Genomic DNA, 26,084 nt, shown 5'->3' with positions numbered 1-26,084 from the left:
CACATTATGATTGAACAGCCCCGCGTTTGTGTACAGGTGCAAAGTATCTATGTGGAAACCCAGTCGATACCAGACGAGGAACGTTTCGTCTTTGCCTATACCGTGACGATTCGTAATCTGGGCCGTTCAAATGTGCAACTTATGGGCCGCTATTGGTTAATTACTAATAGTAATGGCCGGCAGACAGAAGTTCAGGGCGAAGGAGTTATCGGTGAACAGCCGTTGATCCTGCCAGGTAACGAGTTCCAATACACCAGCGGGGCTGTGCTAGAAACGCCGCTGGGTACCATGGAAGGGCATTATGAGATGGTTGATCACCTTGGTCAGGCGTTCCGTACTGTGATTCCGGTGTTCCGCTTAGCGATCCCAACACTAATCCATTAATCCTGACCTCAACTATGTCTACTTATCTTATTGGCGATGTTCACGGCTGCCTTGACGAGTTGCTTGCGCTATTAGCGCAAGTGGACTTTGATCCGCAACACGATACCTTGTGGTTGACTGGCGATTTAGTTGCTCGCGGCCCCGCTTCACTGGATGTATTACGTTATGTCCGTTCATTAGGGTCAGCCGTTCGTATGGTTCTGGGTAACCATGACCTACACTTATTGGCAGTTTACGCTGGCATTAGCCGTAACAAACCTAAAGACCGCATCACACCACTGCTTGAAGCCCCTGATGCTGACGAGCTGATTAATTGGTTACGCCGCCAACCAGTTTTGCAGGTTGATGACAAACTAAAATTAATTATGGCTCACGCCGGTATCACCCCTCAGTGGGATATCGAAACGGCCCAGATGTGTGCCCGTGAAGTAGAATCTGTCTTGAGCAGTGACAGCTATCCACTCTTTCTGGACGCAATGTACGGTGATATGCCCAATAACTGGTCACCCGAGTTGACGGGGCTAGCACGCTTACGTTTTAGCACTAATGCATTGACCCGCATGCGTTTTTGCTTCCCAAATGGGCAACTGGATATGATCTGTAAGGACACACCAGAAAATGCTCCTGCCCCACTTAAACCTTGGTTTGAGCTACCACGGCTGGTCAGCCCTGAGTATTCGATTATCTTTGGCCACTGGGCATCATTGGAAGGGAAAGGTGTACCAGAAGGAATTTATGGGCTGGATACTGGATGTTGCTGGGGAGGCAATTTAACCCTGCTTCGTTGGGAAGATAAACGTTATTTCACACAACCCGCTTTCAAAGTTGAAGCTGAAATAACCAATGCTGACGAAATAGCCGCAGCAGCAAAAGATCCCTCTAGTTACTTGTAAGATATAAATAATTAGATAATGAAAATTAAAAAAGCCTGCTGATAAACAGGCTTTTTCTCATTTCAGATTACAGCTGCAATTAGCGACGTTCAAGGATCTCGAAACAATAGCTGTGTGAATTAGCCTCGTCTGCATCATGGAACTCACTAAAGGTGCTTTCCCACTCATCTGGCTCATAATCTGGGAAATGGGTATCGCCCCCAACTTCTGCATCAATGTGAGTAAGATACATACGGTTAGCGCGGTCTAAGAATTGCTTATAAACACGGCCCCCACCCATCACCATCACTTCTTCGGCATCACCTGCCAAAGCGAGTGCGTCGTCAATAGAGGTTGCCCACGTTACCCGGTCATCCGTTCCCGGTTGGCTACTGATAACAATATTCAACCGCCCCGGCAAAGGGCGACCAATAGATTCGAATGTCTTGCGACCCATAATTACCGGTTTATTTAGCGTGTTACGTTTGAACCAGGCTAAATCGGCTGGTAAGTGCCATGGCATGGCGTTTTCCATACCAATAACGCGATCCGCTGCTAATGCAGCAATCAGGCTGATAATCATTGTTAAACCCTGTAGGCTGCGAGAGCCAGTACCGAAAAATTGCTCACACTATACGTAAAGCCTAATCCAGCGTCGATAGCGATAAGCAGGCTAATTACACATATAAGACTGCTCTTAGCCCACTACAAAAACAGAGACAGAAAAAAACCTTATACACCAGGACGTTTGCGATATAACCATAATCCTGGCAAGGATAAACCAATCGATAACGAACCAACAATAAATGACGCCTTTAAGAAATTGGTTACCATAGTGGACATCAAAACTTCGCTATAACCCAAATGAGAAATCTCAACAACCGATATCATTGCGGTATAGGCAGAAATCCCAGGAAACATGGGTATAACGGCTGCTACAGTGAAGACTTTTGGATGAGCCAACAACCAGCGCGACCAATTGATCCCAATCATTCCGATCATAATTGAAGCTAATAATGAAGCCGGTTCAATATCCATACCAAAATGGATCATCAACATGCGCGAACCATGCCCCAGTGCGCCCAGTAATGCGCAATAACGTAATGCCCGCACCGGCACATTAAATACCATCGCGAAACCCAGTGCTGGAATAGCCGCCAATACCATATCTTGCAATAATGCCCAGAGTAAACTCATCACCACCCCCGCAGTCCCCACGTCGCCATCGCAAATATCACCCCAATACAGGTTGATAACGTGAGTAAACTGGCCATTGCCCAGCGAGCCAGCCCCGTATTAACGTGGCCCTTGAACATATCGGCGACCGCATTGATCAACGGGAATCCGGGCACTAACAGCAACACGCTAGCCGCCATTGCCACACTCGATGCCTGTTGGAAAAATGGTAAACGCATTAATAGCCCGGAGACCGATGTCGCGACAAAAGCCGTGATACAGAAGTTAATTAGCGGATTCATATGCCGGGCGGTTAAACTTTGGCGCACAAACATCGCCAGCCCACTGGCTAAAAAAGTGATGGAAAACGCATCCCAACCGCCACCATTTAGCTTGCTAAAACAACCACATGATAAGGCGACCATCACCACTACCAGCCAGCGCGGGTAACGTAGCGGTTTAATATTTTCAAGGCGTTTTTCTACATCTTTTACATCCAACAAATGGTGCTCCGCCATGATCACAATATGCTGCACCTCTGTCACAACATGCATATTGATACCACGGTCAGTATTCTTGCGCGTGGAAGTTAGGCAATTCCCCTCGCTAATGGTGGTTAATACGACGGCATTGGCTGAGATAGAACTTTCAACACTGTCCATCCCCAAGGCGATACCAAGGCGCGCGGATAATTGCTCAACCAGCATACTTTCTGCACCGTGTTGCAGCAGCAACAGCGCACATTTGATACACAACCGTGTAATTTCCCGCTGCTTCTGATTTGGTATCTCACCGCTTATCACATTATCCAAGCTCATATTCGTGCATCACTGTCCATCAAAAGAGTAAAAGATAAATGCTCAATGCCATCTGACTGACAACTCAGCCCCTTGGGCAAATAAGAATAATGCAGGGAACTCTCGGTAGCGCTATTATCGTCAAAATGCCCCACTCTCACTCGGTAATCCTTATGCTAGAAACCTCTTTATTCGTCGCGACTATTGCTACATTGGGGATGATCTCCCCCGGCCCCGATTTCTTTTTAGTCATTAAAAACGCTGCCCGCTATCGCCGCTCCGCAGCAATGATGACAGCGCTCGGCGTAATTTTGGGTGTCGCTACACATATGTCTTATTGTGTTGCTGGCCTGGCGGTCGTTATCACCACCACCCCATGGCTGTTCAATTTTCTGAAATATGCCGGAGCCTGCTACTTGATCTGGATTGGTATCCAGGCACTGCTATCGCGCGGAGAAAGTAAGTTCAGCATCGATAACGCGGCACAATCCCCCATCACATTGAAAGCCGCCTTCTTGCAGGGATACCTATGCAATCTATTGAATCCCAAAGCAACTCTCTTCTTCCTCGCCGTTTTCACACAAATATTACAGATTAACTCCGGCGTGGGTGAAAAACTGTGGTACGCCTCAATCATCTGGGTACTGGCCGTTATTTGGTGGCCTTTGCTGGTGATTCTGATTCAAAGTGCGCCAGTCCGCCGTGGTTTGGCAAAAGCACAAAAAGTTGTCGATAAATTGCTGGGCGGCCTGTTAATCGGCCTGGGTATTAAAGTGGCACTAAGCTAGCAACACCAGCATTGAACTGCCCCAGAGCCTACTATCTACAATTCAGTGACAGCTAACATTGGTGAAGATCAATGTTGTTTATGAACAATATTATTGTTTATGAATAATACTGTTCTTGTGGTTAAAAGCCGCAGTTCACTAAATAGCGAGCATAAAAAAGGGCGATGTCTCCATCGCCCTGCTATTTATGCCGAAGATTAACCTTTCATCTTCTTAATCTTGGCATGCATTTCTTGTACTGAAATCACTTGCTCGGTTGGGTCAGCATTCAGTGCCATCGCCGTGGCGAAGCCGCCGTTCAAGGTGGTGTCATAATGCACCTTATATTGCAGAGCACTGCGACGGATCAGTTTAGAATCTTCAATCGCCTGACGCCCGGCTGTGGTATTCACGATATAAGTGTATTCACCATTCTTGATTCGGTCCTGAATGTGTGGACGACCTTCATGCACCTTGTTGACCAGACGTGGATTTATTCCAGCCTCGCCCAACACCACCGCGGTACCGTGAGTGGCATCCAGTTCAAAGCCCTGTTTCAGCAACTTGGCCGCTAAATCAACAACCCGATGCTTATCACCCTCGCGCACGGATAACAGTGCACGGCCACTCTTTTTCATACCAGACTGACTGCCCAGCATAGCTTTAGAGAAAGCTTCGGCGAAGGTACGGCCAACCCCCATTACTTCACCGGTAGAGCGCATTTCTGGCCCTAAAATCGGGTCAACACCGGGGAATTTGTTGAATGGCAACACCACTTCTTTTACCGAATAATAAGGCGGAATAATCTCTTCCAGAACACCTTGCTGTGCCAGTGTCTGCCCTACCATCACGCGCGCGGCAATTTTTGCCAGCGGCATGCCGGTTGCTTTAGAAACAAATGGCACTGTACGAGCTGCTCGTGGGTTGACTTCAATCAGGTAAACTTCGTTATTTTTTACCGCAAACTGTACGTTCATCAAGCCGCGGACACAAAGTTCAAAGGCCAATTTTTCCACTTGCTGGCGCATCACATCCTGAATTTCCTTGCTCAGGGTGTAAGCCGGCAATGAACATGCTGAGTCACCGGAATGAACCCCTGCTTGCTCAATGTGCTCCATAATGCCGCCAATTAACACGCGCTCGCCATCACAAATAGCATCTACATCCACTTCTACCGCATCATCAAGGAAGCGGTCGAGCAATACTGGCGCATCATTTGACACACTTACCGCATTTTGGAAGTAACGGCGCAGGTCAACTTCGTCATAAACGATTTCCATGGCGCGGCCGCCCAACACATAAGATGGGCGAACCACCAGCGGATAACCCAAACCTGCTGCTTTTTCAACTGCTTGCTCGATAGTCGCTACTGTAGCGTTAGCCGGTTGTTTCAAGCCCAGACGGTTTACTGCCTGCTGGAAACGCTCGCGGTCTTCGGCACGGTCAATAGCATCCGGGCTGGTACCGATAATCGGCACACCGGCAGCTTCCAATTCACGCGCTAATTTCAATGGTGTTTGACCGCCGTATTGCACGATTACACCTTGCGGTTTCTCGATACGGACGATTTCCAGCACGTCTTCCAGTGTCACCGATTCAAAATAGAGGCGGTCAGAGGTGTCGTAGTCAGTAGAAACCGTTTCAGGGTTACAGTTCACCATGATGGTTTCATAACCGTCTTCACGCAGTGCCAGTGACGCATGTACACAGCAATAGTCGAATTCAATCCCTTGACCGATACGGTTCGGGCCGCCACCCAGCACCATAATTTTCGGGCGATCGCTGGTTGGATTGGATTCGCACTCTTCCTCGTAAGTCGAATACATGTAGGCGGTGTCGGTTGAGAATTCGGCCGCACAGGTATCTACACGTTTATAAACCGGGTGCAAACCATACTTGTAACGCAACTTGCGCACTTCACTTTCAGCCGCACCGACCAACTTCGCCAGGCGAGCATCGGCAAAACCTTTGCGTTTCAAGTGACGCATGAACTCTGCGGTCAAGCCATTGATACCAAGTTCTGCTACGTTCTCTTCCAGACGCACCAGCTCTTCAATCTGAACCAGGAACCAGCGGTCGACGTTGGTCAGGTTAAAGACACCATCAACAGACATACCGGCACGAAATGCATCGGCGATATACCAAATTCGGTCAGAACCTGCTTCTTTCAATTCACGGCGAATTTTAGTCAGGGCTTCTGGATCATCAAGGCTGACTTTAGGGTCAAAACCGGTCGCACCCACTTCCAAACCGCGCAGTGCTTTTTGCAATGATTCCTGCTGAGTACGACCAATGGCCATCACTTCACCCACAGATTTCATCTGGGTTGTCAGGCGGTCATTACTACCGGCGAATTTTTCGAAGTTAAAGCGAGGGATTTTAGTGACGACATAGTCGATAGATGGCTCGAAGGAAGCCGGAGTGCGGCCACCAGTGATGTCATTCATCAATTCATCAAGCGTGTAACCCACTGCCAGCTTGGCAGCAATCTTGGCAATTGGGAAGCCAGTGGCTTTAGATGCCAAAGCGGAAGAGCGAGATACGCGTGGGTTCATTTCAATGACGATCAAACGACCATTTTTCGGATTAACCGAGAACTGCACGTTGGAGCCGCCAGTCTCTACGCCGATTTCACGCAGCACTGCCATCGAGGCATTACGCATGATTTGATATTCTTTATCAGTCAGAGTCTGCGCCGGTGCCACAGTGATGGAGTCGCCGGTATGAATACCCATGGCATCGAAGTTCTCGATGGAGCAGACAATGATACAGTTGTCGTTTTTATCGCGAACAACTTCCATCTCATACTCTTTCCAACCAATCAGTGACTCGTCAATCAGCAACTCTTTGGTTGGCGATAAATCCAGACCGCGCTCGCAAATTTCTTCAAACTCTTCGCGGTTATACGCGATACCGCCACCGGTGCCCCCCATGGTAAAGGATGGGCGGATAATGCACGGGAAACCTACATCAGCCGCAACGGCGAGGGCTTCTTCCATATTGTGCGCGATACCTGAACGAGCGGTATCCAGACCAATTTTTTTCATCGCGATATCAAAGCGACGGCGGTCTTCAGCTTTATCGATAGCATCAGCGGTGGCACCAATCATGGTGACACCGAATTCAGCCAGCACTCCTTGACGCTCCAATTCTAGTGCACAGTTCAGTGCGGTTTGGCCGCCCATAGTTGGCAATACTGCGTCTGGGCGCTCTTTTTCAATGATTTTGCGCACAACTTCCCAGTGAATCGGCTCGATATAAGTTGCATCAGCCATTTCCGGGTCAGTCATGATTGTGGCAGGGTTAGAGTTTACCAAGATAACGCGGTAACCCTCTTCACGCAGCGCTTTACAAGCCTGGGCACCGGAGTAGTCAAACTCACAAGCCTGGCCGATAACGATTGGGCCTGCGCCCAGAATCAGGATGCTTTTTATATCTGTACGTTTTGGCATGGTTTGGCGCTCCTGATTATTTATTAGTATGGCTAGCGGCTGTCGCGCGATAAGCTTCAATCAGCTCGATAAAGTGATCAAACAGCGGAGCGGCATCGTGCGGCCCAGGGCTGGCTTCAGGGTGACCCTGGAAGCTGAAAGCTGCTTTATCGGTACGGTGAATCCCTTGCAGGGAGCCATCGAATAAAGAAACGTGGGTAGTGCGTAGGTTGGACGGCAATGTGGTTTCATCGACGGCGAAACCATGGTTCTGCGCAGTGATCATCACGCAATTGGCATCCAAATCTTTCACTGGGTGGTTGCCGCCATGATGACCAAATTTCATTTTTACGGTTTTCGCACCGCTAGCCAGAGCCAGCAGTTGATGGCCTAAACAGATACCAAATACCGGAATATCAGTTTCCAGGAAGCGTTTAATCGCCGCGATAGCATAATCGCATGGCTCTGGGTCACCTGGGCCGTTGGATAAGAAAATGCCATCTGGATTTAACTTCAGGACGTCTTCAGCCGGGGTCTGCGCCGGAACAATGGTCAGGCGGCAACCACGGTCAACTAGCATGCGCAGAATATTGCGTTTTACACCGTAGTCGTACGCCACAACATGGAATGGCAGATCTTCAGGTTGTTTCGCTGCCGGTAAGTCGCCTTCCAGAGCCCAGCTGCCTTGCAGCCATTGATACACTTCTTTGGTGGTCACTTCTTTAGCCAGATCCATCCCTTTCAAGCCCGGGAATGCTTTTGCTTTTTCCAGCGCCAGCGCAGCATCTGATAAGTCACCCACAATAATACAGCCGTTTTGCGCGCCCTTCTCACGCAGCAACCGTGTCAGCTTACGTGTATCGATATCTGCAATCGCTACAATATTGTGGCGCTTGAGATACTCAGATAAGCCTTCTTCATTACGGTAATTGCTGGCAATCAATGGCAGGTCGCGAATAACAAGACCTTGGGCGTGTACTGCGGAGGATTCTTCATCGGAGGCATTGGTGCCGACATTGCCGATATGAGGATAAGTAAGAGTGACGATCTGGCGGGAGTAGGAAGGATCAGTAAGGATTTCTTGATAACCGGTCATCGACGTATTGAAGACCACTTCCCCCACTGCCGTACCTTCTGCCCCGATGGCCCGACCGTGAAATTGGGTTCCGTCTTCGAGAACCAATAGCGCTGACTTAATCAAAACATCCTCCAAGGAATAAACAGTCACATTATTTGCATATTAATTCATATCTAGCGACCTAAATCAATGCAAAAACCGCCCTCAAAGCTAATTTTTGGCAAATTGGGCGCATTTTAATGATGAGTGACGCTCTTGTCTAGCCAAAGTGCCATTTTTTCTCTGTTTTTTACCGTTCTCATTAAAATGAGACGATTATAGCGGCAAAAACACATGCTAACTTAGCATAGTAAACGGTTGCGAGAGTATGTGACTGAAAAAAATCGTTCTGAAGTGATGAAAACGAGTACTAATAGATAATGAGGACACTAAAAGATAAAAAACCAAGATGAAACATAATAAAAACGACATTACGTATAAAAAAAAGAATAAAACATGTAATTATATAAACAAATAAAAAAGGACAATAAAATATTGCCCTGTTATCATATGATTATGATAAAAACAACCACATCACGGGTTGTGCTTTACACCTTTAAAGTTCATTCAAACTCAGTACATCTCGCATATCAAACATGCCATTATCATGATTAGAGAGCCATATGGCAGATTTAACGGCACCATTTGCAAAAGTCATGCGGCTAGTGGCTTTATGGGTGATTTCAACCCGTTCGCCAATGTCGGCAAACATGGCGGTGTGCTCCCCGACAATATCGCCAGCACGCACTGTCGCAAAACCAATAGTGCCTGGTTTGCGTTCTCCGGTATGGCCTTCGCGGGTATAAACTGCGCAATCTTTCAGTGACCGTCCTAAGGATTCAGCAATAGCCTCACCCATCGCTAACGCGGTCCCTGACGGCGCATCAACTTTAAAGCGGTGATGCGCTTCAATAATTTCGATATCAGTGTAATCGCCCATCACTTTGGCGGCTTTTTCAAGCAGCTTAAGTACCACATTGACCCCAACACTAAAGTTTGCAGCGAAGACAATACCAATCTCTGCTGATGCGGCGCTGATGGCGGCTTTACCGGCATCATCAAAACCGGTGGTTCCAATCACCATTGCCTTATGATGTGCGCGGCAAATGGCTAAATGTTCCAGAGTGCCCTCTGGTCGAGTAAAGTCGATCAACACATCAAAATGATCAGTTACTTTAGATAAATCATCACTTACGGCGATATTTAGCAAACCGGTTCCGGCCAGTTCACCCGCATCACTTCCCACCAGAGTGGACCCCGCGCGCTCTACTGCGGCACCCAGCACAACACCTTTAGTTTGCGTGATTGCCTGAATAAGCTGTCGACCCATACGGCCGCCTGCACCGACAACGGCGATGCGAATTGTTGAATTAGTCATGAGTTCTCCCAATATTGTGTCATCTACCCTGACAAGGGTTCAGATTAGCCGCCCGTCATGGACTCTGCCAGCCTATTTAATCTGTATTAGAAAAAAATGATATACGTCTGCTTTTATCAGTGAAACCACTTAATTCCTTACATAACATTAATTAACCTGCGTTCTCATCATTTTCATAGTTACCCCTGCGCTTAACCCAGATGGCCTTATCTCCATAGTACGCCATTTGATATTGTGCAGTTATTTCGCATATTCATGCAGTTATGCCGAAATACAGCCATAAAAAAGCAGCCACCAGGGCTGCTTGATATGAGTTATGAGATGCATATCTGAGATCAATCGATCTGCTTAACCTCAACGCGTAACTCTTTTGGGACTTCGAATACGATACTTTCTTCGCGGCCACGAAGCTCAACCGACCCACCCGCACCAAGCGCTTGTAAGCGGGCAATCACTTGCTGTACCAAAATATCGGGTGCAGAGGCTCCTGCGGTCACGCCAATGCATTGCGCATTCTGTAACCATGACTCTTGGATATCAGCTGCCGAATCAATCAGATAAGCAGGTTTACCCATACGTTGCGCGAGTTCAGCTAACCGGTTTGAGTTAGATGAGTTTTTCGATCCCACCACCAATACGACATCTGCATCATTCGCCAAATTCCGCACCGCTTCCTGGCGGTTAGTTGTGGCGTAGCAGATATCATCTTTACGTGGGCCGACAATCTTCGGGAAACGCCGGTGTAAAGCATCAATAACAGCGGAAGTATCATCAACTGACAAAGTGGTCTGAGTCATAAAGCAGAGGTTATTCTCATCTTTAACATTCAGTTTCCAAACATCATCAGGCGACTCGACCAAATACATTCCCCCTTTCGGGTTGTTGTATTGCCCCATCGTGCCTTCAACTTCCGGATGGCCAGCATGACCAATCAGGATAGCTTCTTTCCCTTTGCGGCTAGCGCGCGCAACTTCCATATGGACTTTAGTGACCAAGGGACAAGTTGCGTCAAACAGCATCGTCAATTCACGGGCACGGGCTTCGGCTCGCACCGCTTGTGACACACCATGGGCCGAGAAAATCAAAATGGAGCCATCTGGCACCTCAGCGATATCCTCGATAAAAATAGCCCCGCGCTCGCGCAGGCTATCAACCACATAGCGGTTATGTACCACTTCATGACGTACATAGATTGGCGCGCCATACATCTCAATCGCGCGTTCAACAATACTGATAGCCCGATCAACTCCGGCACAAAAGCCGCGTGGATTAGCCAGCAATATCTGCATGCATTGCCTCCTGTTGGGGGTCTATCTCCAGCACTTCAATGTCAAAGCTGACGATATGCCCTGCCAACGGGTGATTAAAATCAACAGTAATCGACTCTTCTGCGACTTCCCGCACCACGCCCGGCATTTCACTGCCATCACGAGTGGTAAACAGCATAATCGTCCCCGCATCCGGCACACCGGTTTGTGCAAAATCACGTTGCGTAAAATACTGAATTAAATCAGGGCTTTCTAAACCGAATGCATCTTCAGGTTGTAAGCTGAAAGCGTGTTTGTCACCCACTTTCAAGCCAATCAACTGCTGCTCCAGCGCATCGGAAAGGCTGTTATCGCCTAACCGAAAGAGCGCGGGTTTACCGTGAATATGAGTTGATTCTGCCGTTGAACCATCTTCCAGTTTCAGAGTGAAATGCACCAATACAGCACTCTTGTCTTGGATAAAATGGTCTTGTACCCGCTCTGACATATCACTCACCTTTATTCATCGCCGTTTTTTCAGCCGGGCTTATAAAGCCTTCAAATATGACCAATGCAGCACCGATACAAATTGCTGTATCGGCGATGTTAAATGTCGGGAAATGCCAGTTATTGACGTGGAAATCAATAAAGTCGATCACCGCGCCATGCACCATACGATCAAATAAGTTACCTAATGCCCCACCGATAATCAGAGCATAAGCGCAATTGAGCAAACGCTGCTTGGCAGTAGAACGATACATCAGCACCATTAATAGAACTGAAATACCGATAGCTATCCCGGCAAAGAACCAACGCTGCCAGCCACTTTTATCCGCGAGGAAGCTAAATGCTGCGCCAAAGTTCTGCGCGTAGGTCAGGTTGAAAAAAGGAATCAGTGGCACAGACTCATACAGCGCAAAGTGGGTCATAACCCACTGTTTGCTACTGAGATCGACAATCACCACCAGCACAGCCAGCCATAACCAGCGCAATCCGGTCGAACAAATAGGTTTACTCATTAGGCGTACTTACGCTCTTCACCGTCGCCGGCAACGTTAGTGACACAGCGGCCGCACAGTTCAGCATGTTCCGCTACCAAACCGATGTCTTGAGTGTAGTGCCAGCAACGCGGACACTTCTCACCATCAGCTTTATTAAAGGTAATTTTCAGCCCAGAGATCAGCTCGCTTTGCAGCGCATCATCACCGGCATCAGCATAATCTGCAACTTTGGCCGCTGACGTCAGCAACACAAAACGCAGCTCATCTTGCAAGCTATTCAGACGGGCAGCCAGCTCCGGTGTGGCAAACAGTGTCACTGCAGCTTCTAACGAACCGCCGATACGTTTATCACTACGCGCTTGCTCCAGCACCTTGTTGACTTCGCCACGCACTTTTAACAGCTCAGCCCAGAAAGTATCGTTCATACTTTCATCACCCGCCAACCCGAACAGACCGTCATACCACTCTTCCGTGAAGACATACTGTGGACGCTCACCCGGCATTTCGTTCCAGATTTCGTCTGCGGTAAAGGACATGATAGGAGCCATCCAGCGCACCAAAGCTTCGGCAATATGGAACAGTGCTGTCTGACAGCTACGACGCGCAACGCTATCGCCTTTCGCGGTGTACTGGCGGTCTTTAATGATATCGAGGTAGAACGATCCCATTTCAACCGAGCAGAACTGCATCAGGCGCTGCACTACCAAGTGGAAATCATAGTTTTCGTACGCTTCCATAATCTCGGCTTGCGCAGCTTGCGCACGGCCTACAGCCCAGCGGTCTACTACTACCATCTCTTCTGGTTTCACCTGATGCAACGCCGGATCAAATCCATTCAGGTTAGCCAGCAAGAAGCGCGCAGTGTTACGAATACGGCGATAAGAGTCAGCTGAGCGTTTCAGAATTTCATCAGAAACAGCGATTTCACCGGTGTAATCGGTTGATGCCACCCACAGGCGCAGGATGTCGCCACCCAATTTATTCATCACATCTTGCGGGCTGATAGTATTACCGATGGATTTGGACATTTTACGCCCCTGACCATCCACGGTGAAACCATGAGTCAGTACCTGACGATAAGGTGCTTTACCCTTCATCGCAGTCGCAATCATCAGTGAGGACATAAACCAGCCGCGGTGTTGGTCAGAACCTTCCAGATACATATCTGGGCTATGGCCACCAAACTCAGGGCGAGCATCGACTACAGAAGAGTGGGTTGAACCGGAGTCAAACCATACGTCCAGAGTGTCTGGAACTTTAACGTAATCAGCTGCATCAGCACCCAGAATCTCGGCCGGATCCAGATCCCACCAGGCTTGAATGCCGTCTTGCTCTACACGCTTAGCAACTTCTTCCATCAACTCAGTGCTACGTGGATGAAGCGCTTCAGTCTCTTTATGCACAAACAGAGACATTGGTACGCCCCAAGTACGCTGGCGCGAGATACACCAATCTGGGCGGTTTGCTACCATGGTTTCGATACGCGCCTGACCCCAATCAGGGATCCACTGCACACCTTTGATCTCTTCCAACGACTGCTTACGCAGACCTTTTTGATCCATGCTGATGAACCATTGCGGGGTAGCTCGGAAGATGATGGGTGTTTTATGACGCCAGCAACATGGATAGCTGTGAACCAGTTTTTCAACTTTCAGCAATGCGCCTTTTTCGCGCAGCAACTCAACAATCACATCATTGGCTTTAAAAACAAACAGGCCATCCAGTGTTGGGTAAGTCCCCGCCAAATAGCAGCCGTTCGGGCCAACCGGGTTAGCCACTTCCAAACCATATTTCTGGCCGATAACAAAGTCATCCGGGCCGTGGCCTGGTGCGGTATGAACTGCGCCAGTACCGGCATCCAGTGTGACATGGTCGCCCAAGATTGCTGGAACATCGAAGCCCATAAACGGGTGATTGAAGCGCAGCAGTTCCAGATCAGAACCTTTGCAGCTACCCAATACCGTCCACTCAGCAATGCCAGCGCGCTTCATGACGCTCTCAACCAGATCTTCTGCCAGAATCAGGCATTCGCCTTCAACCTGCACCAACTGATAGTTGTATTCAGCATTCAGTGAAATTGCACGGTTCGCAGGTAAGGTCCACGGCGTGGTGGTCCAAATAACCAGTGAAATCGGGCCATTAGCATTTGCTGCACCGAATTTAGCGCTCACTGCCGCCACATCGACCGCGTTAAAACGCACATCAATGGAAGGCGAGGTTTTGTCGTAATATTCGACTTCAGCTTCAGCCAGTGACGAACCGCAATCAGTACACCAGTGCACTGGCTTAGCACCTTTGTGCAAGTGACCGTTATCAATGATTTTGCTTAACGCACGAATGATATTGGCTTCGGTTTTGAAATCCATCGTTAGGTAAGGATGGTCCCAATCGCCCAACACACCCAAGCGGATGAAATCTTTCTTTTGGCCTTCAACTTGCTCCGCTGCGTATTTACGGCAAGCAGCACGGAACTCCGCGGCACTGACTTTTTCGCCCGGCTTCCCAATTAATTGTTCAACTTTTAACTCGATCGGCAGGCCGTGGCAGTCCCAACCTGGAATATAAGGTGAGTCGTAGCCGGACATTCCTTTCGCTTTAACAATAATATCTTTGAGAATTTTGTTAACAGAGTGACCAATGTGAATGTTGCCGTTCGCATAAGGAGGGCCGTCGTGCAAAATAAAGGTCTTTTTACCCTTTTTGGCTGTACGAATAATCCCGTACAGATCCTGCTCATACCAACGTTTCAGCATGTCAGGTTCACGCTTAGCCAGATCGCCGCGCATCGGGAACCCTGTTTCAGGCAAATTCAGGGTATTCTTGTAGTCACTCATTAGATTCTCGGTTCCGTTTCGGCTAGAAATATTAAACCGGTGTCTTTAGCCCGAAAAATGTTCGGGCCGTCACCACATCATTGGCGATTTGCTGCTTCAACGCATCGAGAGAAGCAAAACGCTGTTCGTTGCGCAGTTTTGCGCGGAGCACCACATCAATATGGCGCCCATAAAGATCCATAGTTACATCAAGCAGATGAACCTCTAGCTGCTGGCGAACACCAGCAACGGTAGGCCGAGTGCCAATATTGGCAACACCGGGCAATGACTTTGGACCCAAGCCATAGACCTCAACCGCATACACTCCTTTTACTGGAGCAACTAAACGTTTTAACGGCAAATTCGCCGTGGGGAAACCTATCGTCCGCCCCAGTTCGTCACCGTGAACCACTCGGCCGGAAATACTGTATGGGTGACCAAGCAGTGTCTCAGCCAGCACCAAATCGTCGTCATAAAGCGCCTGACGAATCGCCGTGCTGCTAATACGCAATCCACCATCACAAAAGCTATCTGTGCTGATAACATCAAAACCAAATTCAGCACCCGCTTGTTGTAACAGTTGAAAATCCCCCTGACGCCCTGCGCCGAAGCGGAAATCATCACCAACAGTTAAAAACTTAACACCCAACTTCTCTACCAGCAACTGGGCAACAAAAGCTTGCGCAGTATTAGCTGCAAAACGCGGATCAAATTTAACGCACAATAGATAGTCAACACCGGCTTTCGCCAAATATCTGGCTTTATCGCGTAAACGCGTCAATCGAGCTGGTGCTTTATCCGCTGCAAACAATTCCAGTGGTTGCGGTTCAAATATCATGACCATAACGGGCAGCCCCAAACGCTGACCTTCGCGCTTTAACTGCTCCAATAAGGCTTGATGTCCGCGATGGACACCATCAAAGTTACCGATAGTTAGCACGCAACCATGGTGGCGTGCCCGGATATTATGTATACCGCGAATTAGCTCCATAGCTGGCTCAAAACAGTGGAAATCGCCGGATTATACCTTGTACAGCGGTTAAGGTTAACCCGCGATTGGTACCTTTAACCGAAAGTCATACCATTTTGCGAAAATTACGCAGGTAAAATCCCTTTTACTGACTTTATCCTGTAGAATACGCACGCCGTTGAATACAGAAGCAGGCTGAGATCTTTACAAGAACCACCGTCGAATCCCTTCAAGGCAGTGAACTGTGGAATTTTCTTTCGAAAGACTGTATTCCACAGCGCGAAGCTGGTAAAATCCCGCTCCATCACAACGTAGCAAGTGCCGCCCGTACAAACGGCGCTTATTTGCACAAATCCATTGACAAACGAAGGCTAAAAGGGCATATTCCTTGGCCTTTGAATTGTCCTCAATAGAATATATTTGGGAGTTGGACCTTGGCTAATATCAAATCAGCTAAGAAACGCGCCGTACAGTCTGAGAAACGCCGCAAGCATAACGCTAGCCGTCGCTCAATGGTGCGTACCTTCATTAAGAAGGTGTATGCGGCAATCGCAGCTGGCGATAAAGACACAGCGCAAAAAGCATTTAATGAGATGCAACCAATCGTGGATCGTCAGTCCAGTAAAGGTCTGATCCACAAAAACAAAGCAGCGCGCCATAAGTCAAACTTGGCAGCGCAAATCAACGCAATGCAGTAATGCATTACGTTGGCTGCTTCGTAAAAAGACCGGCCTAGGCCGGTTTTTTTATATCTAAAATTTGTCTGACTCATCAAATCGCAAAACTTATCTTGGCTACGAGTAACCGGTAGCGGTGCAATTTGCGACTTGAACCAATCTGCCTAACCGCTAAAAAGTGCGGAAAAATCTTTGTTACATACCCGCTGCACTGCTGGATGTTGAATCATTCGCTCGGCGAAAATAACGTAATACTCTTCCTGTACATTGTCTAAACGACCAATCTCGACAATTTCATCATCTTTGCCATAGGTATCTGCTGCGTACAGTGTCGGAGCAACAAAAATAGCGTTGTTATAGATAGCAAACGCTTTCATTAACGCCGCATCATCAAATTCCCCCAAGATTTCCACCTGTAGCCCTTTGCTGTTAATCCAATTTAATAATTTACGCCCCAACATCGAGCGACGACCAGGGATTAATAACTTCTTTTGCTGCAAACAAGCGGGGAAAGGCAAATCAGGAATTGGCTGGCGACAGTAAAAACTGACACTGCATTCGCCAAGTTTTACTGAAAACAACCCTTCTTGCTGACTGGAATCAACTGGGCAGTCCGATAAAATCATATCCAGCTTATGCTGACTCAATTGTTCCAGTAACATTTCATGAGTAGATTCAAAACAGCGTAAATGAATTTTTTCATGATCCACCACGGCAGTTTCCAATACCTGGCTCACTAAGCGCTTGGATAATGCATCAGCTACGCCGACATCAAATAACAAGTTGGATTCTTTGCGATAGTTAACGATATCCAGCATTTCATGGCTGAGCATGAACATCTTATCAGCATAGCGAAAGACCAATTGCCCCAATTCTGATGGCACCAACCCACGTCCCTGGCGTTTAAATAATTTCCCGCCCAGACGCTCCTCTAATGCTTTAATTTGCCCAGTAATAGTTTGTGGCGTTAGAAATAAAGCCTCAGCCGCCCCGACGACAGAGCCTTCCTTACAAACTTGCCAAAAATAATAAAGATGATTGAAATTGATGTGCGACATTCGCATGTTGTTATCCCCTTAACATATCGGTGAGCCAGCTAGCCCCATGCACGACTAAACGTTCCCTGTTCTGAGACTTCACAAACGGTAAGCCTGGAAATCCATCAGGTAGAATGCCAGTGCCATTCGTAGAGGCACTGGTCATTCAAATATTGATCAATGCGTTATTTTTCTCTTCGCCGGCAAAACCAAGCGCAACAAGCTATAACCTACAACTGCTGCAGTAGTAGACCCCAGTAATATGCCCAATTTGGAATAGGTCGTCAGAGCAATATCAGCGCCATCAAATGCCAGTGAAGCAATAAATATCGACATAGTAAAACCGATACCGCATAACACTGATACAGCAAAAATCTGCTTAAAATTGATTGCATCAGGCAGCTTAGCAACGCCTAACTTAACCGCGAGCCAACTAAAGAGGAAAATCCCCAGTGGCTTACCAATAAATAGCCCACTCGCAATCCCCAGAGGCAGTAACGATGTTAATCCTGAGATTGAAACGCCTTGTAACGAAACGCCCGCATTGGCAAATGCAAATAACGGCAGAATCAAATAGGCCACCCACGGGTGCAGGCCATGTTCCAGTGACTCAGATGGCGAACGCTTATCTTGAGTGTGCAGCGGTATCATAAAACCAACAATTACACCAGCTAAGGTCGCGTGTACTCCGGATTTAAGAATGCAGACCCACAGCACCAACCCAACCAGCAGATAGGCAGATGTCTTCCCCACTCCACGCCAGTTCATATAACCCAACAGCGCAATAGCCGCCGCCGCAATCCCCAAAGCTTGTAGTGAGACTTCGTGGGTATAGAACAACGCAATAATAATGATGACACCCAAGTCATCAATGATGGCCAGTGCCAGTAAAAAGACTTTCAGGCTGGTTGGAACCCGGTTCCCCAGTAATGCCATGACACCCAGTGCAAAAGCAATGTCAGTTGCAGCCGGAATTGCCCACCCTTGGCGGGTAACTTCATCAGCCCCATTAAACAGTAAATAAATCAGGGCCGGAGCCAACATACCGCCTAAGGCAGCAATTGCTGGGAAAATAGCTTTATCACGCCCAGCCAGTGAGCCTTCCATCAATTCACGCTTAACTTCTAAGCCGACGACCAGGAAGAATATCGCCATTAGGCCATCATTGATCCATAGCAACAGCGGCTTACTGATATCCAGTGAGGCTATTTTTACTGATACCGGTACATCAAGAAATGACTGATAAAAACCTTGCAGTGGGCTGTTGGCCATAAATAAAGCCACAACAGCAGCAAAAATCAAAATCAGACCACCCGCGGCCTCTTGGCGTAAAAATTGACGAATCATGTTTGTCACAATGAATGGCTCCCTTACATCGGACAGTGAGCTTGTGCTCAACAAATTAATTCATAGATTTTAGGATAATCATCAATTCGAAAAAAGTCGTTTTTATTGCAGTTAATGCTCGAATAAACCGAGCAATTAGTGATTTAAATCACATCACTTGATAGGACTCAGATGAAAAAAATCCCCGAACTTCATCGAGGATTTTTATTTTTCTTTTTTATTAGCCAGTTAGCTAATAATTAACGGGTCAAGTCATCAAAGAATTTCTTAACGCCGTCTAAGAAGCTTTTAGAACGAGGACTATTTTTCTCGCCCGCTGCGCCCACAAAACTTTCTTCCAGTTCACGCAGCAATTGCTTCTGTTTTTCACTCAGATGCACTGGTGTTTCAACCACAACGCGGCAGAGCAAGTCACCTTGACTACCACCACGTACTGATTTAACCCCTTTACCGCGCATCCGGAACAGTTTGCCGGTTTGTGTTTCCGCAGGTACTTTCAGCTTAACGCGGCCATCCAACGTCGGGACTTCAATCTCGCCGCCCAAGGCTGCCATAGCGAAGTTAATCGGCACTTCACAATACAGGTTATTGCCTTCACGTTCGAAGATTGGGTGTGCTTTGACTTGCACCTGAACGTACAGATCACCTGCTGGTGCGCCATGCTCGCCGGCTTCACCTTCACCGCTTAAACGAATACGATCACCGGTATCAACGCCTGCTGGGATTTTAACCGACAGCGTTTTTGACTTCTCAACCCGGCCATGTCCATGACATTTGTTGCATGGATCTTTAATGATTTGACCGCTGCCATGACAAGTAGGACACGCCTGCTGCACAGTGAAGAACCCCTGGCGCATATGTACCTGACCTGCACCACGGCAAGTCGAACACGTCACCGGAGAACTGCCCGGTTTAGCACCGCTACCATGGCAAACATCACATTCATTTAGCGTTGGGATGCGGATTTCTTTAGTCACACCGCGTACCGCTTCTTCCAGTGTCAGATCCATGTTATAGCGCAGATCTGAACCACGGGAAGCTCGCTGACGACGGCCACCACCAAAGATATCACCGAAAACATCACCAAAAATGTCAGTAAAATCAGCACCGCCACCGCCAAAACCGCCGCCGCCCATACCACCTTGTTCAAAGGCAGCATGACCATACTGATCGTAGGCTGCACGCTTTTGTGGATCGGTCAGAATTTCGTAGGCTTCTTTAACTTCTTTGAAATTTTCGCCGGTATCGTTCTCGTCCTGATTACGGTCCGGGTGATACTTTACCGCCAGGCGTTTATAGGCCTTTTTGATCTCACGTTCATCGGCGTCCTTTTTAACGCCTAAAACCTCGTAATAATCTCTCTTCGCCATTCTCTTTTTTCCTACCCTTAACATGCGTGCACGGGCGTAGAGTTTCCTCGACGCCCGTGCTGGTTTCCAGCAACAGTAAGGCCTACCACTGCTGTGCCCGCTTAAGGGCAATTATTTTTTATCTTTCACTTCTTCGAATTCGGCGTCTACCACGTCGTCTTCTTTCTTAGCACTGGTATCACCAGCATCACCACCTGCGGCTGCTTGCTGCTGCTGAGCCATTTCCAGCAATTTGCCAGAAACTTGTACCAGAGCCTGAGTTTTGGCTTCGATTTCAGCTTTATCTTCGCTTTTCAGCGCCGCTTCGAGTGCTTTCACTGCATCTTCGATAGCAGTTTTATCTTCTGCTGGCAGCTTGTCACCGGCTTCTTCCAACTGTTTACGAGTACCGTGAATCAGGTGGTCAGCTTGGTTACGGGTCTGAACCAGCTCTTCAAATTTACGGTCTGCTTCAGCGTTAGCTTCAGCATCGCGAACCATTTTCTGGATCTCTTCCTCGTTCAAACCAGAAGATGCCTTGATGGTAATCTTCTGCTCACGACCGGTATTTTTGTCTTTAGCAGACACATGCAAAATACCGTCGGCGTCAATATCGAAGGTGACTTCGATTTGCGCCATGCCGCGAGGTGCCGGCTGGATACCGTCCAGATTGAACTGACCCAGAGACTTGTTATCCTGAGCACGTTTACGCTCACCCTGAAGCACATGGATGGTTACCGCAGACTGGTTATCTTCCGCAGTAGAGAACACCTGGCTGTGCTTGGTTGGGATAGTGGTATTTTTAGTGATAAGCGGAGTCATCACACCACCCATGGTTTCAATACCCAGTGACAGTGGGGTAACGTCCAACAACAGAACGTCTTTCACTTCACCAGACAGAACACCACCCTGTACTGCCGCACCAATCGCTACAGCTTCATCTGGGTTAACGTCTTTACGTGGTTCTTTACCGAAGAAATCAGCAACTTTCTTCTGAACCATTGGCATACGAGTCTGACCACCTACCAGGATAACGTCCTGGATGTCGGAAACAGACAAGCCAGCATCCTGCAGAGCCACTTTCAGTGGTTCAATAGAACGGTTGACCAAATCTTCTACCAGTGACTCCAACTTAGCGCGGGTCACTTTGATGTTCATGTGTTTTGGACCGCTGCCATCCGCCGTGATGTACGGCAGGTTAACGTCGGTCTGCTGAGCAGAAGACAACTCAATTTTCGCTTTTTCAGCTGCTTCTTTCAGACGTTGCATTGCCAGTGGATCGGTACGCAGATCCATACCCTGGTCTTTCTTGAATTCTTCAACCAGATAGTTGATCAAGCGGCTATCGAAGTCTTCACCACCCAGGTGGGTATCACCATTGGTTGCCAGAACTTCAAAGGTTTTTTCGCCATCAACTTCGTCGATTTCGATAATAGAGATATCGAAAGTACCACCACCGAGGTCATAAACCGCGATAGTACGGTTACCGACTTCTTTATCCAGACCGTAAGCCAATGCAGCAGCGGTTGGTTCGTTGATGATACGTTTTACTTCCAGACCTGCGATACGGCCAGCATCTTTAGTTGCCTGACGCTGAGCATCGTTGAAGTATGCAGGTACAGTGATAACCGCTTCAGTTACTGGTTCGCCCAGATAATCTTCAGCCGTTTTCTTCATTTTCTTCAGCACTTCAGCAGAGATCTGCGGTGGTGCAATTTTCTGGCCTTTAACTTCTAACCAAGCGTCACCATTATCTGCTGCGATAATTTTGTACGGCATGATGTCTTTATCACGCTGCGCTTCTTCGTCCTGGAAACGACGACCAATCAAACGCTTGATGGCAAATAGTGTATTTTGTGGGTTAGTGACAGCCTGACGTTTAGCCGGTTGACCAACCAGAGTTTCACCATCTTGGGTATAAGCGATGATAGAAGGCGTGGTGCGATCGCCTTCGCTGTTTTCCAGCACGCGTGCTTTAGTACCATCCATAATTGCTACACAAGAGTTGGTAGTACCCAAGTCGATACCAATAATTTTACCCATCTAAAACGCCTCCACTAAAAAGTCATATTCGGTCAAGTTACTAATCTATATGTGGGCGAATTGTTTCTTTTCAACTGCCCGTATTTTCATAATCAATGTTTTCATACCCAGCATTCTACTGATGTATGCCTCCGCTGATTCGTGATTAGTCCCTGCGGTTGGGAATAAGATGGGGCCATGAAACGCAGCATCAAGGGGGGAGATGAAAAAAAATTACTTTTTATCACCCTCGAGATCATTGTTTCCAACCGCGCAGATCATTATGATGCCGCGCGCACTGAGGGAATAGACGACTTTTTAGTCATTCAGGCGCTTTATACTTATTCGGATATTTATCCATTATTTTTAGCAATCTGTTATTGCAGAGGACTTATGAACACCACCAAGTTGGCGAATCCTGGCCCATTAGGCCTGATGGGTTTTGGGATGACCACCGTCTTGCTTAACCTGCACAACGCAGGCTTCTTCCCCCTGACCTCTGTTATTTTGAGTATGGGGATTTTTTATGGCGGTCTGGCACAAATTCTGGCAGGTATGCTGGAATATAAGAAGGGTAATACCTTTGCTGCCACTGCATTTACCTCTTATGGCGCATTTTGGCTGAGTTTGGTTGGTTTGTTGATGCTGCCTAAAATGGGTATGGCAGAAGCAACTGATGCACAATTCCTCGGCGTTTATTTAGGTTTATGGGGCATCTTCACACTGTTTATGTTCTTCGGTACTTTGCCAGCTAACCGTGCTTTGCAGTTTGTTTTCGGTAGCCTGACGCTACTGTTTGCTCTGCTGGCCGTCGGTAACTTCACCGGTAACCATTCACTGCTGGTTTTCGCCGGCTTCGAAGGTATCATTTGTGGCGCTAGCGCAATTTATCTGGCCATGGCGGAAGTATTGAACGAACAATACGGTCGCACCGTATTACCTATCGGTGAACCAAGCCCGACTTTACGCGTACAACCTGTAGTTTAATTACAGTTCACTCCTAAATTTACATTTAAGGGCCCGCTGAATATTCGTATTCAGGGGCTTTTTATGTTTATTTCTCACTCTCAAAATAAAATTAATTATCTATTTAAATTAGCATTACAAAATAATTAAATAGAATAATGAAAATAGATAAAGTAAATAAAAAACGCATCATATAACATCAAGATTCCGTAGGTAATATGAAATATTAAAATTAAATATATTGAAGGACTAGCTTATGAAAATAGCCAGAGAACTATTAATAATCGCTACATTAATAATATCGCCCCCCACCTATTCGGAAAAGGGGGAGGTTTGTTTTTATGAGTTAGATGACTTTAGAGGGGAATCATTTTGCTCTAATGAGGGTGAAATAAAATCCACTTACCATGATGGTTTTAATAATAAAATAGAATCAATTTCTGTACCGCCAGGTATGGTTGTTACCCTTTATGATGATATTGATCTTTCTGGCAATAAATTAAAGCTAAAGAATGATATCAATCTACCGGGGTTAAAAAAATCAGGGTTTTATAATAAAGTCAATTCATACAAAATAGCACCTGCAATCTGTTTTTACACCGAAGATGAGTTTCAAGGGAGCAGTACTTGTTTAGCATCGAATCAACAAATAGATTTTTATCATGATACAGAAGCCATCATTGAGTCTGACAGACAAGCACTACCTATTTATAATGATAGTATTCAATCCATCACAATACCCCCAGGCATGATTGCGACAATCTACAAGAATGACAATTTCACCCCCCCTTTTTTCAAGTTAACAGAAAGCATCACTGATAATAATTTAAAAGCACTGGAAATGAGCGATGCAATCACTGGTATCAAGGTATCAAAAATTAAAGGGCTGAACTGCGATCAACAATGTGTCATTGTAAACAGCCATAAAATAAAACTTGCAGATGTATTTGGTGAATATTGGAATGATGAACGACTGAAAAACAAACAAGTTTTATTGGTATTTAATAGCCAAGATATCGGCGAAAATGATATTTACGATATCAAGTTCTTTAGTAGCCCGGCCATTAGTATAAATAAGAGATTCATAACATTCTCCGATCATCGTATGGTCGATAAATTTTATTTTGAACGTTATCGTAAAAATGACAATTTATCATTTATTATTCAAATACAAGAAGATTCCGTGGAAGTGCAATATATCCAGACATTGAATCATGATTTGGTGGATGTTTCACCTATTATCTCTTTTGAGAGAGACACTGAGATTACCACCCCTCAAGAAATAACAATAACCAACTACAATAAAAATAATCCTTTAGTGCTTGCGAAATCTATACTTACCGCTGATACCGGAGAACAAGATTGGGAAAAAAGAGATTTAACACAGACAAGTAAAATAATATGTGCTTTTACGCCTTTTTTAAATATCTATAATTATCTGATACAAGGTAAATGCCAACAATTAGATGGCCTCGTATTTAGTGCAGATTCTTTTTTCAACAGTAATACCAAAGGAAAAACATTACATATTGCCGGAAACAGCAGCCCACTTAAACCAAAGTCAGCCCCCAAAGCAGAGCCACAAATTCCTGAACGTATTGATAATCATATGACATTGACTTATATCGACAATAATAAACATCGTCATTCTCTGAGCCTCCCTGCTGTCGCTAAAACCTGCATGGTTCCCCTCCACTCTTTGCTTAACTCTCGGCCAATACGTCAAATAAGGCCTCAATGTATTGATTGGACACTGGAAATCATGACTGATTTTACCTTTTTATTCGGTCATAGCTTAGAAACCTGGAATACAGCATTTTTTGGTCGAGTAATAGACTCTATCGTTCGTACCGGAAGCACCGGCACAGTGGTAGAAGATCAAGAGGTGGAAAACAGGTTAATCCAAGCTGTAAAAGAAAAAGTAACCGATAGAACAACCAATAATGCTCTTGCCGATATTAAGACTGCTTTTGATTATGCCCAGCTTGGTTATCTATCCTATAGTTTCTATTCCTCATCTGATGAACCTCCAGCACGGGTGGAACGCTTACCGTTAGGTATCTATGAGTTGTTATTAGAGAATTTCATCTATACACATACCACGCCAATAATCATTTCGCAGGGTCTGCCCGTTGAACAACCTGATTTAGAATTCGAAATAGAAATACTCCCAACACTGACATATATGGAAGAAGCAAAGCTTTCAGATGCCGAGGTTAGGGATGCCAAAGCTATGCGAAGAAAGCTGAATGAAACCATGACGCACTGGGAGCATCAGTATGAACAAGGCTACCCCGCTCAAGGTACAAGTGCCAGTGCCGGTACGAGTGCGGATGCCATGACAGATGAAAATAGTGACGCCTTAACCAGACTACTTAATGCCGGAAATATTGTGACGGGTATTATCAAGCGAAGACTCAGGCTTCATCGCGCCGGAGAGGTCTATGTGGTCGTCAAACTGCAAGGAAGAATTATTGCGATTATTCTTGCCGACCGATTTAACCGAGAAGATGAAGTTGAGCTGGTTGCATCAGCGACACAACCTGACTTTGTATTACATCCTGATCGTGAAGGTACAGTCAGAGGCGCGGGCACAGCCGCCGTCCGAGCACTAGGGCGATATTTGCAACAACAAGGTGCCAAAACATTATACTCTGAAGTCATTTCTCAGCCCTCAGCTCGCGTCAAGCAGAAGGTCGGCTTTAATTTTAAAGGTGAGTTTTAAATTATAAT

Annotated in this window: 21 protein-coding genes; 6 read left to right on the top strand and 15 right to left on the bottom strand. The window is 46.8% G+C overall.

The features are described from left to right. Window positions 1-6 precede the first annotated feature (6 nt). Together apaG and apaH are read left to right on the top strand one after the other, a co-directional pair. Window positions 7-384 carry a Co2+/Mg2+ efflux protein ApaG gene (apaG, locus tag QSV56_RS04490; protein WP_005156966.1) on the top strand — a complete coding sequence of 126 codons (378 nt, stop codon included), beginning with the start codon at window positions 7-9 and terminating at the stop codon, window positions 382-384. Between the two features lie 14 nt (window positions 385-398). Next, window positions 399-1,277, top strand: coding sequence for a bis(5'-nucleosyl)-tetraphosphatase (symmetrical) ApaH (gene apaH, locus QSV56_RS04485; RefSeq protein WP_019080543.1), 879 nt, complete (start codon window positions 399-401; stop codon window positions 1,275-1,277). Between the two features lie 79 nt (window positions 1,278-1,356). Here apaH and folA read toward each other — a convergent pair whose 3' ends face one another. The 3 genes from folA to QSV56_RS04470 form a co-directional block, all read right to left on the bottom strand. Further along, a complete protein-coding gene (gene folA / locus QSV56_RS04480; protein ID WP_019080544.1) occupies window positions 1,357-1,839 on the bottom strand; it encodes a type 3 dihydrofolate reductase in 483 nt (160 codons plus the stop codon). 149 nt (window positions 1,840-1,988) lie between these two features. Further along, window positions 1,989-2,453 (bottom strand): threonine/serine exporter, encoded by a 465-nt coding sequence (locus QSV56_RS04475; protein WP_005180751.1) that lies wholly within the window; start codon window positions 2,451-2,453, stop codon window positions 1,989-1,991. Next, entirely contained in the window at window positions 2,453-3,250 is a 798-nt protein-coding gene (locus QSV56_RS04470; protein ID WP_005166994.1) for a threonine/serine exporter ThrE family protein, read from the bottom strand. Before QSV56_RS04470 ends, QSV56_RS04475 begins: the two co-directional genes overlap by 1 nt. Window positions 3,251-3,402: 152 nt before the next feature. On the opposite strand from QSV56_RS04470, the gene QSV56_RS04465 reads away from it, so the two are divergent. Further along, on the top strand, window positions 3,403-4,017 hold the full coding sequence (locus tag QSV56_RS04465; protein ID WP_046695452.1) for a LysE family transporter: 615 nt from the start codon (window positions 3,403-3,405) through the stop codon (window positions 4,015-4,017). 197 nt (window positions 4,018-4,214) lie between these two features. Here QSV56_RS04465 and carB read toward each other — a convergent pair whose 3' ends face one another. The 8 genes from carB to ribF all read right to left on the bottom strand — a co-directional run bounded on the left by carB (window position 4,215) and on the right by ribF (window position 15,974). Then, window positions 4,215-7,448 (bottom strand): carbamoyl-phosphate synthase large subunit, encoded by a 3,234-nt coding sequence (carB, locus tag QSV56_RS04460; RefSeq protein ID WP_019083996.1) that lies wholly within the window; start codon window positions 7,446-7,448, stop codon window positions 4,215-4,217. A gap of 16 nt (window positions 7,449-7,464) precedes the next feature. After that, window positions 7,465-8,628 carry a glutamine-hydrolyzing carbamoyl-phosphate synthase small subunit gene (carA, locus tag QSV56_RS04455; RefSeq protein WP_050132087.1) on the bottom strand — a complete coding sequence of 388 codons (1,164 nt, stop codon included), beginning with the start codon at window positions 8,626-8,628 and terminating at the stop codon, window positions 7,465-7,467. A gap of 472 nt (window positions 8,629-9,100) precedes the next feature. Next, window positions 9,101-9,922, bottom strand: coding sequence for a 4-hydroxy-tetrahydrodipicolinate reductase (gene dapB, locus QSV56_RS04450; RefSeq protein ID WP_046051613.1), 822 nt, complete (start codon window positions 9,920-9,922; stop codon window positions 9,101-9,103). A gap of 335 nt (window positions 9,923-10,257) precedes the next feature. Continuing rightward, window positions 10,258-11,211 carry a 4-hydroxy-3-methylbut-2-enyl diphosphate reductase gene (gene ispH / locus QSV56_RS04445; RefSeq protein WP_019080551.1) on the bottom strand — a complete coding sequence of 318 codons (954 nt, stop codon included), beginning with the start codon at window positions 11,209-11,211 and terminating at the stop codon, window positions 10,258-10,260. After that, window positions 11,192-11,677: an FKBP-type peptidyl-prolyl cis-trans isomerase gene (fkpB, locus tag QSV56_RS04440; protein ID WP_019080552.1), complete on the bottom strand. Its 486-nt coding sequence runs from the start codon at window positions 11,675-11,677 to the stop codon at window positions 11,192-11,194. Before fkpB ends, ispH begins: the two co-directional genes overlap by 20 nt. 1 nt (window position 11,678) lies before the next feature. After that, window positions 11,679-12,188 carry a signal peptidase II gene (gene lspA / locus QSV56_RS04435; protein WP_005157006.1) on the bottom strand — a complete coding sequence of 170 codons (510 nt, stop codon included), beginning with the start codon at window positions 12,186-12,188 and terminating at the stop codon, window positions 11,679-11,681. Next, window positions 12,188-15,004 carry an isoleucine--tRNA ligase gene (gene ileS / locus QSV56_RS04430; protein WP_019080553.1) on the bottom strand — a complete coding sequence of 939 codons (2,817 nt, stop codon included), beginning with the start codon at window positions 15,002-15,004 and terminating at the stop codon, window positions 12,188-12,190. Before ileS ends, lspA begins: the two co-directional genes overlap by 1 nt. A 31-nt stretch (window positions 15,005-15,035) precedes the next feature. Further along, a complete protein-coding gene (ribF, locus tag QSV56_RS04425) occupies window positions 15,036-15,974 on the bottom strand; it encodes a bifunctional riboflavin kinase/FAD synthetase (RefSeq protein WP_019080554.1) in 939 nt (312 codons plus the stop codon). Window positions 15,975-16,387: 413 nt separating this feature from the next. Between ribF and rpsT the strand changes: the two genes are divergently transcribed. Further along, on the top strand, window positions 16,388-16,651 hold the full coding sequence (rpsT, locus tag QSV56_RS04420) for a 30S ribosomal protein S20 (protein WP_019080555.1): 264 nt from the start codon (window positions 16,388-16,390) through the stop codon (window positions 16,649-16,651). 143 nt (window positions 16,652-16,794) lie between these two features. On the opposite strand, the gene nhaR is transcribed toward rpsT, so the two are convergent. The 4 genes from nhaR to dnaK form a co-directional block, all read right to left on the bottom strand. Then, entirely contained in the window at window positions 16,795-17,694 is a 900-nt protein-coding gene (gene nhaR, locus QSV56_RS04415) for a transcriptional activator NhaR (protein WP_019080556.1), read from the bottom strand. A 150-nt stretch (window positions 17,695-17,844) separates the two neighbouring features. Continuing rightward, entirely contained in the window at window positions 17,845-19,023 is a 1,179-nt protein-coding gene (gene nhaA, locus QSV56_RS04410; protein ID WP_019080557.1) for a Na+/H+ antiporter NhaA, read from the bottom strand. Window positions 19,024-19,253: 230 nt separating this feature from the next. Next, entirely contained in the window at window positions 19,254-20,384 is a 1,131-nt protein-coding gene (gene dnaJ, locus QSV56_RS04405; protein ID WP_005157034.1) for a molecular chaperone DnaJ, read from the bottom strand. Window positions 20,385-20,495: 111 nt separating this feature from the next. After that, window positions 20,496-22,406, bottom strand: a complete 1,911-nt coding sequence (gene dnaK, locus QSV56_RS04400) for a molecular chaperone DnaK (protein WP_019080558.1) — start codon at window positions 22,404-22,406, stop codon at window positions 20,496-20,498. A 372-nt stretch (window positions 22,407-22,778) separates the two neighbouring features. Here dnaK and satP point away from each other — a divergent pair, with 372 nt between their 5' ends. Next, window positions 22,779-23,372 carry an acetate uptake transporter gene (satP, locus tag QSV56_RS04395; protein WP_026018315.1) on the top strand — a complete coding sequence of 198 codons (594 nt, stop codon included), beginning with the start codon at window positions 22,779-22,781 and terminating at the stop codon, window positions 23,370-23,372. Between the two features lie 235 nt (window positions 23,373-23,607). After that, the gene (locus QSV56_RS04390; RefSeq protein ID WP_301210924.1) at window positions 23,608-26,076 is read left to right on the top strand and encodes a peptidase inhibitor family I36 protein; all 2,469 of its coding nucleotides are present in this window, start codon (window positions 23,608-23,610) and stop codon (window positions 26,074-26,076) included. Window positions 26,077-26,084 lie beyond the last annotated feature (8 nt).

This window comes from Yersinia sp. 22-579, from assembly GCF_030433455.1.
Lineage (GTDB): Bacteria > Pseudomonadota > Gammaproteobacteria > Enterobacterales > Enterobacteriaceae > Yersinia > Yersinia enterocolitica.
The sequence above is the reverse complement of the archived record's forward strand: the minus strand, read 5'-3'. Positions and strand labels throughout refer to the sequence as shown.

Excerpts from the sequence above, each read along its gene's own strand:
- apaG (WP_005156966.1), top strand. The coding sequence starts at position 7 with ATGATTGAACAGCCCCGCGTTTGTGTACAGGTGCAAAGTATCTATGTG.
- apaH (WP_019080543.1), top strand. The coding sequence starts at position 399 with ATGTCTACTTATCTTATTGGCGATGTTCACGGCTGCCTTGACGAGTTG.
- folA (WP_019080544.1), bottom strand. The coding sequence starts at position 1,839 with ATGATTATCAGCCTGATTGCTGCATTAGCAGCGGATCGCGTTATTGGT.
- QSV56_RS04475 (WP_005180751.1), bottom strand. The coding sequence starts at position 2,453 with ATGAGTTTACTCTGGGCATTATTGCAAGATATGGTATTGGCGGCTATT.
- QSV56_RS04470 (WP_005166994.1), bottom strand. The coding sequence starts at position 3,250 with ATGAGCTTGGATAATGTGATAAGCGGTGAGATACCAAATCAGAAGCAG.
- QSV56_RS04465 (WP_046695452.1), top strand. The coding sequence starts at position 3,403 with ATGCTAGAAACCTCTTTATTCGTCGCGACTATTGCTACATTGGGGATG.
- carB (WP_019083996.1), bottom strand. The coding sequence starts at position 7,448 with ATGCCAAAACGTACAGATATAAAAAGCATCCTGATTCTGGGCGCAGGC.
- dapB (WP_046051613.1), bottom strand. The coding sequence starts at position 9,922 with ATGACTAATTCAACAATTCGCATCGCCGTTGTCGGTGCAGGCGGCCGT.
- ispH (WP_019080551.1), bottom strand. The coding sequence starts at position 11,211 with ATGCAGATATTGCTGGCTAATCCACGCGGCTTTTGTGCCGGAGTTGAT.
- fkpB (WP_019080552.1), bottom strand. The coding sequence starts at position 11,677 with ATGTCAGAGCGGGTACAAGACCATTTTATCCAAGACAAGAGTGCTGTA.
- lspA (WP_005157006.1), bottom strand. The coding sequence starts at position 12,188 with ATGAGTAAACCTATTTGTTCGACCGGATTGCGCTGGTTATGGCTGGCT.
- ileS (WP_019080553.1), bottom strand. The coding sequence starts at position 15,004 with ATGAGTGACTACAAGAATACCCTGAATTTGCCTGAAACAGGGTTCCCG.
- ribF (WP_019080554.1), bottom strand. The coding sequence starts at position 15,974 with ATGGAGCTAATTCGCGGTATACATAATATCCGGGCACGCCACCATGGT.
- nhaR (WP_019080556.1), bottom strand. The coding sequence starts at position 17,694 with ATGCGAATGTCGCACATCAATTTCAATCATCTTTATTATTTTTGGCAA.
- dnaJ (WP_005157034.1), bottom strand. The coding sequence starts at position 20,384 with ATGGCGAAGAGAGATTATTACGAGGTTTTAGGCGTTAAAAAGGACGCC.
- dnaK (WP_019080558.1), bottom strand. The coding sequence starts at position 22,406 with ATGGGTAAAATTATTGGTATCGACTTGGGTACTACCAACTCTTGTGTA.
- satP (WP_026018315.1), top strand. The coding sequence starts at position 22,779 with ATGAACACCACCAAGTTGGCGAATCCTGGCCCATTAGGCCTGATGGGT.
- QSV56_RS04390 (WP_301210924.1), top strand. The coding sequence starts at position 23,608 with ATGAAAATAGCCAGAGAACTATTAATAATCGCTACATTAATAATATCG.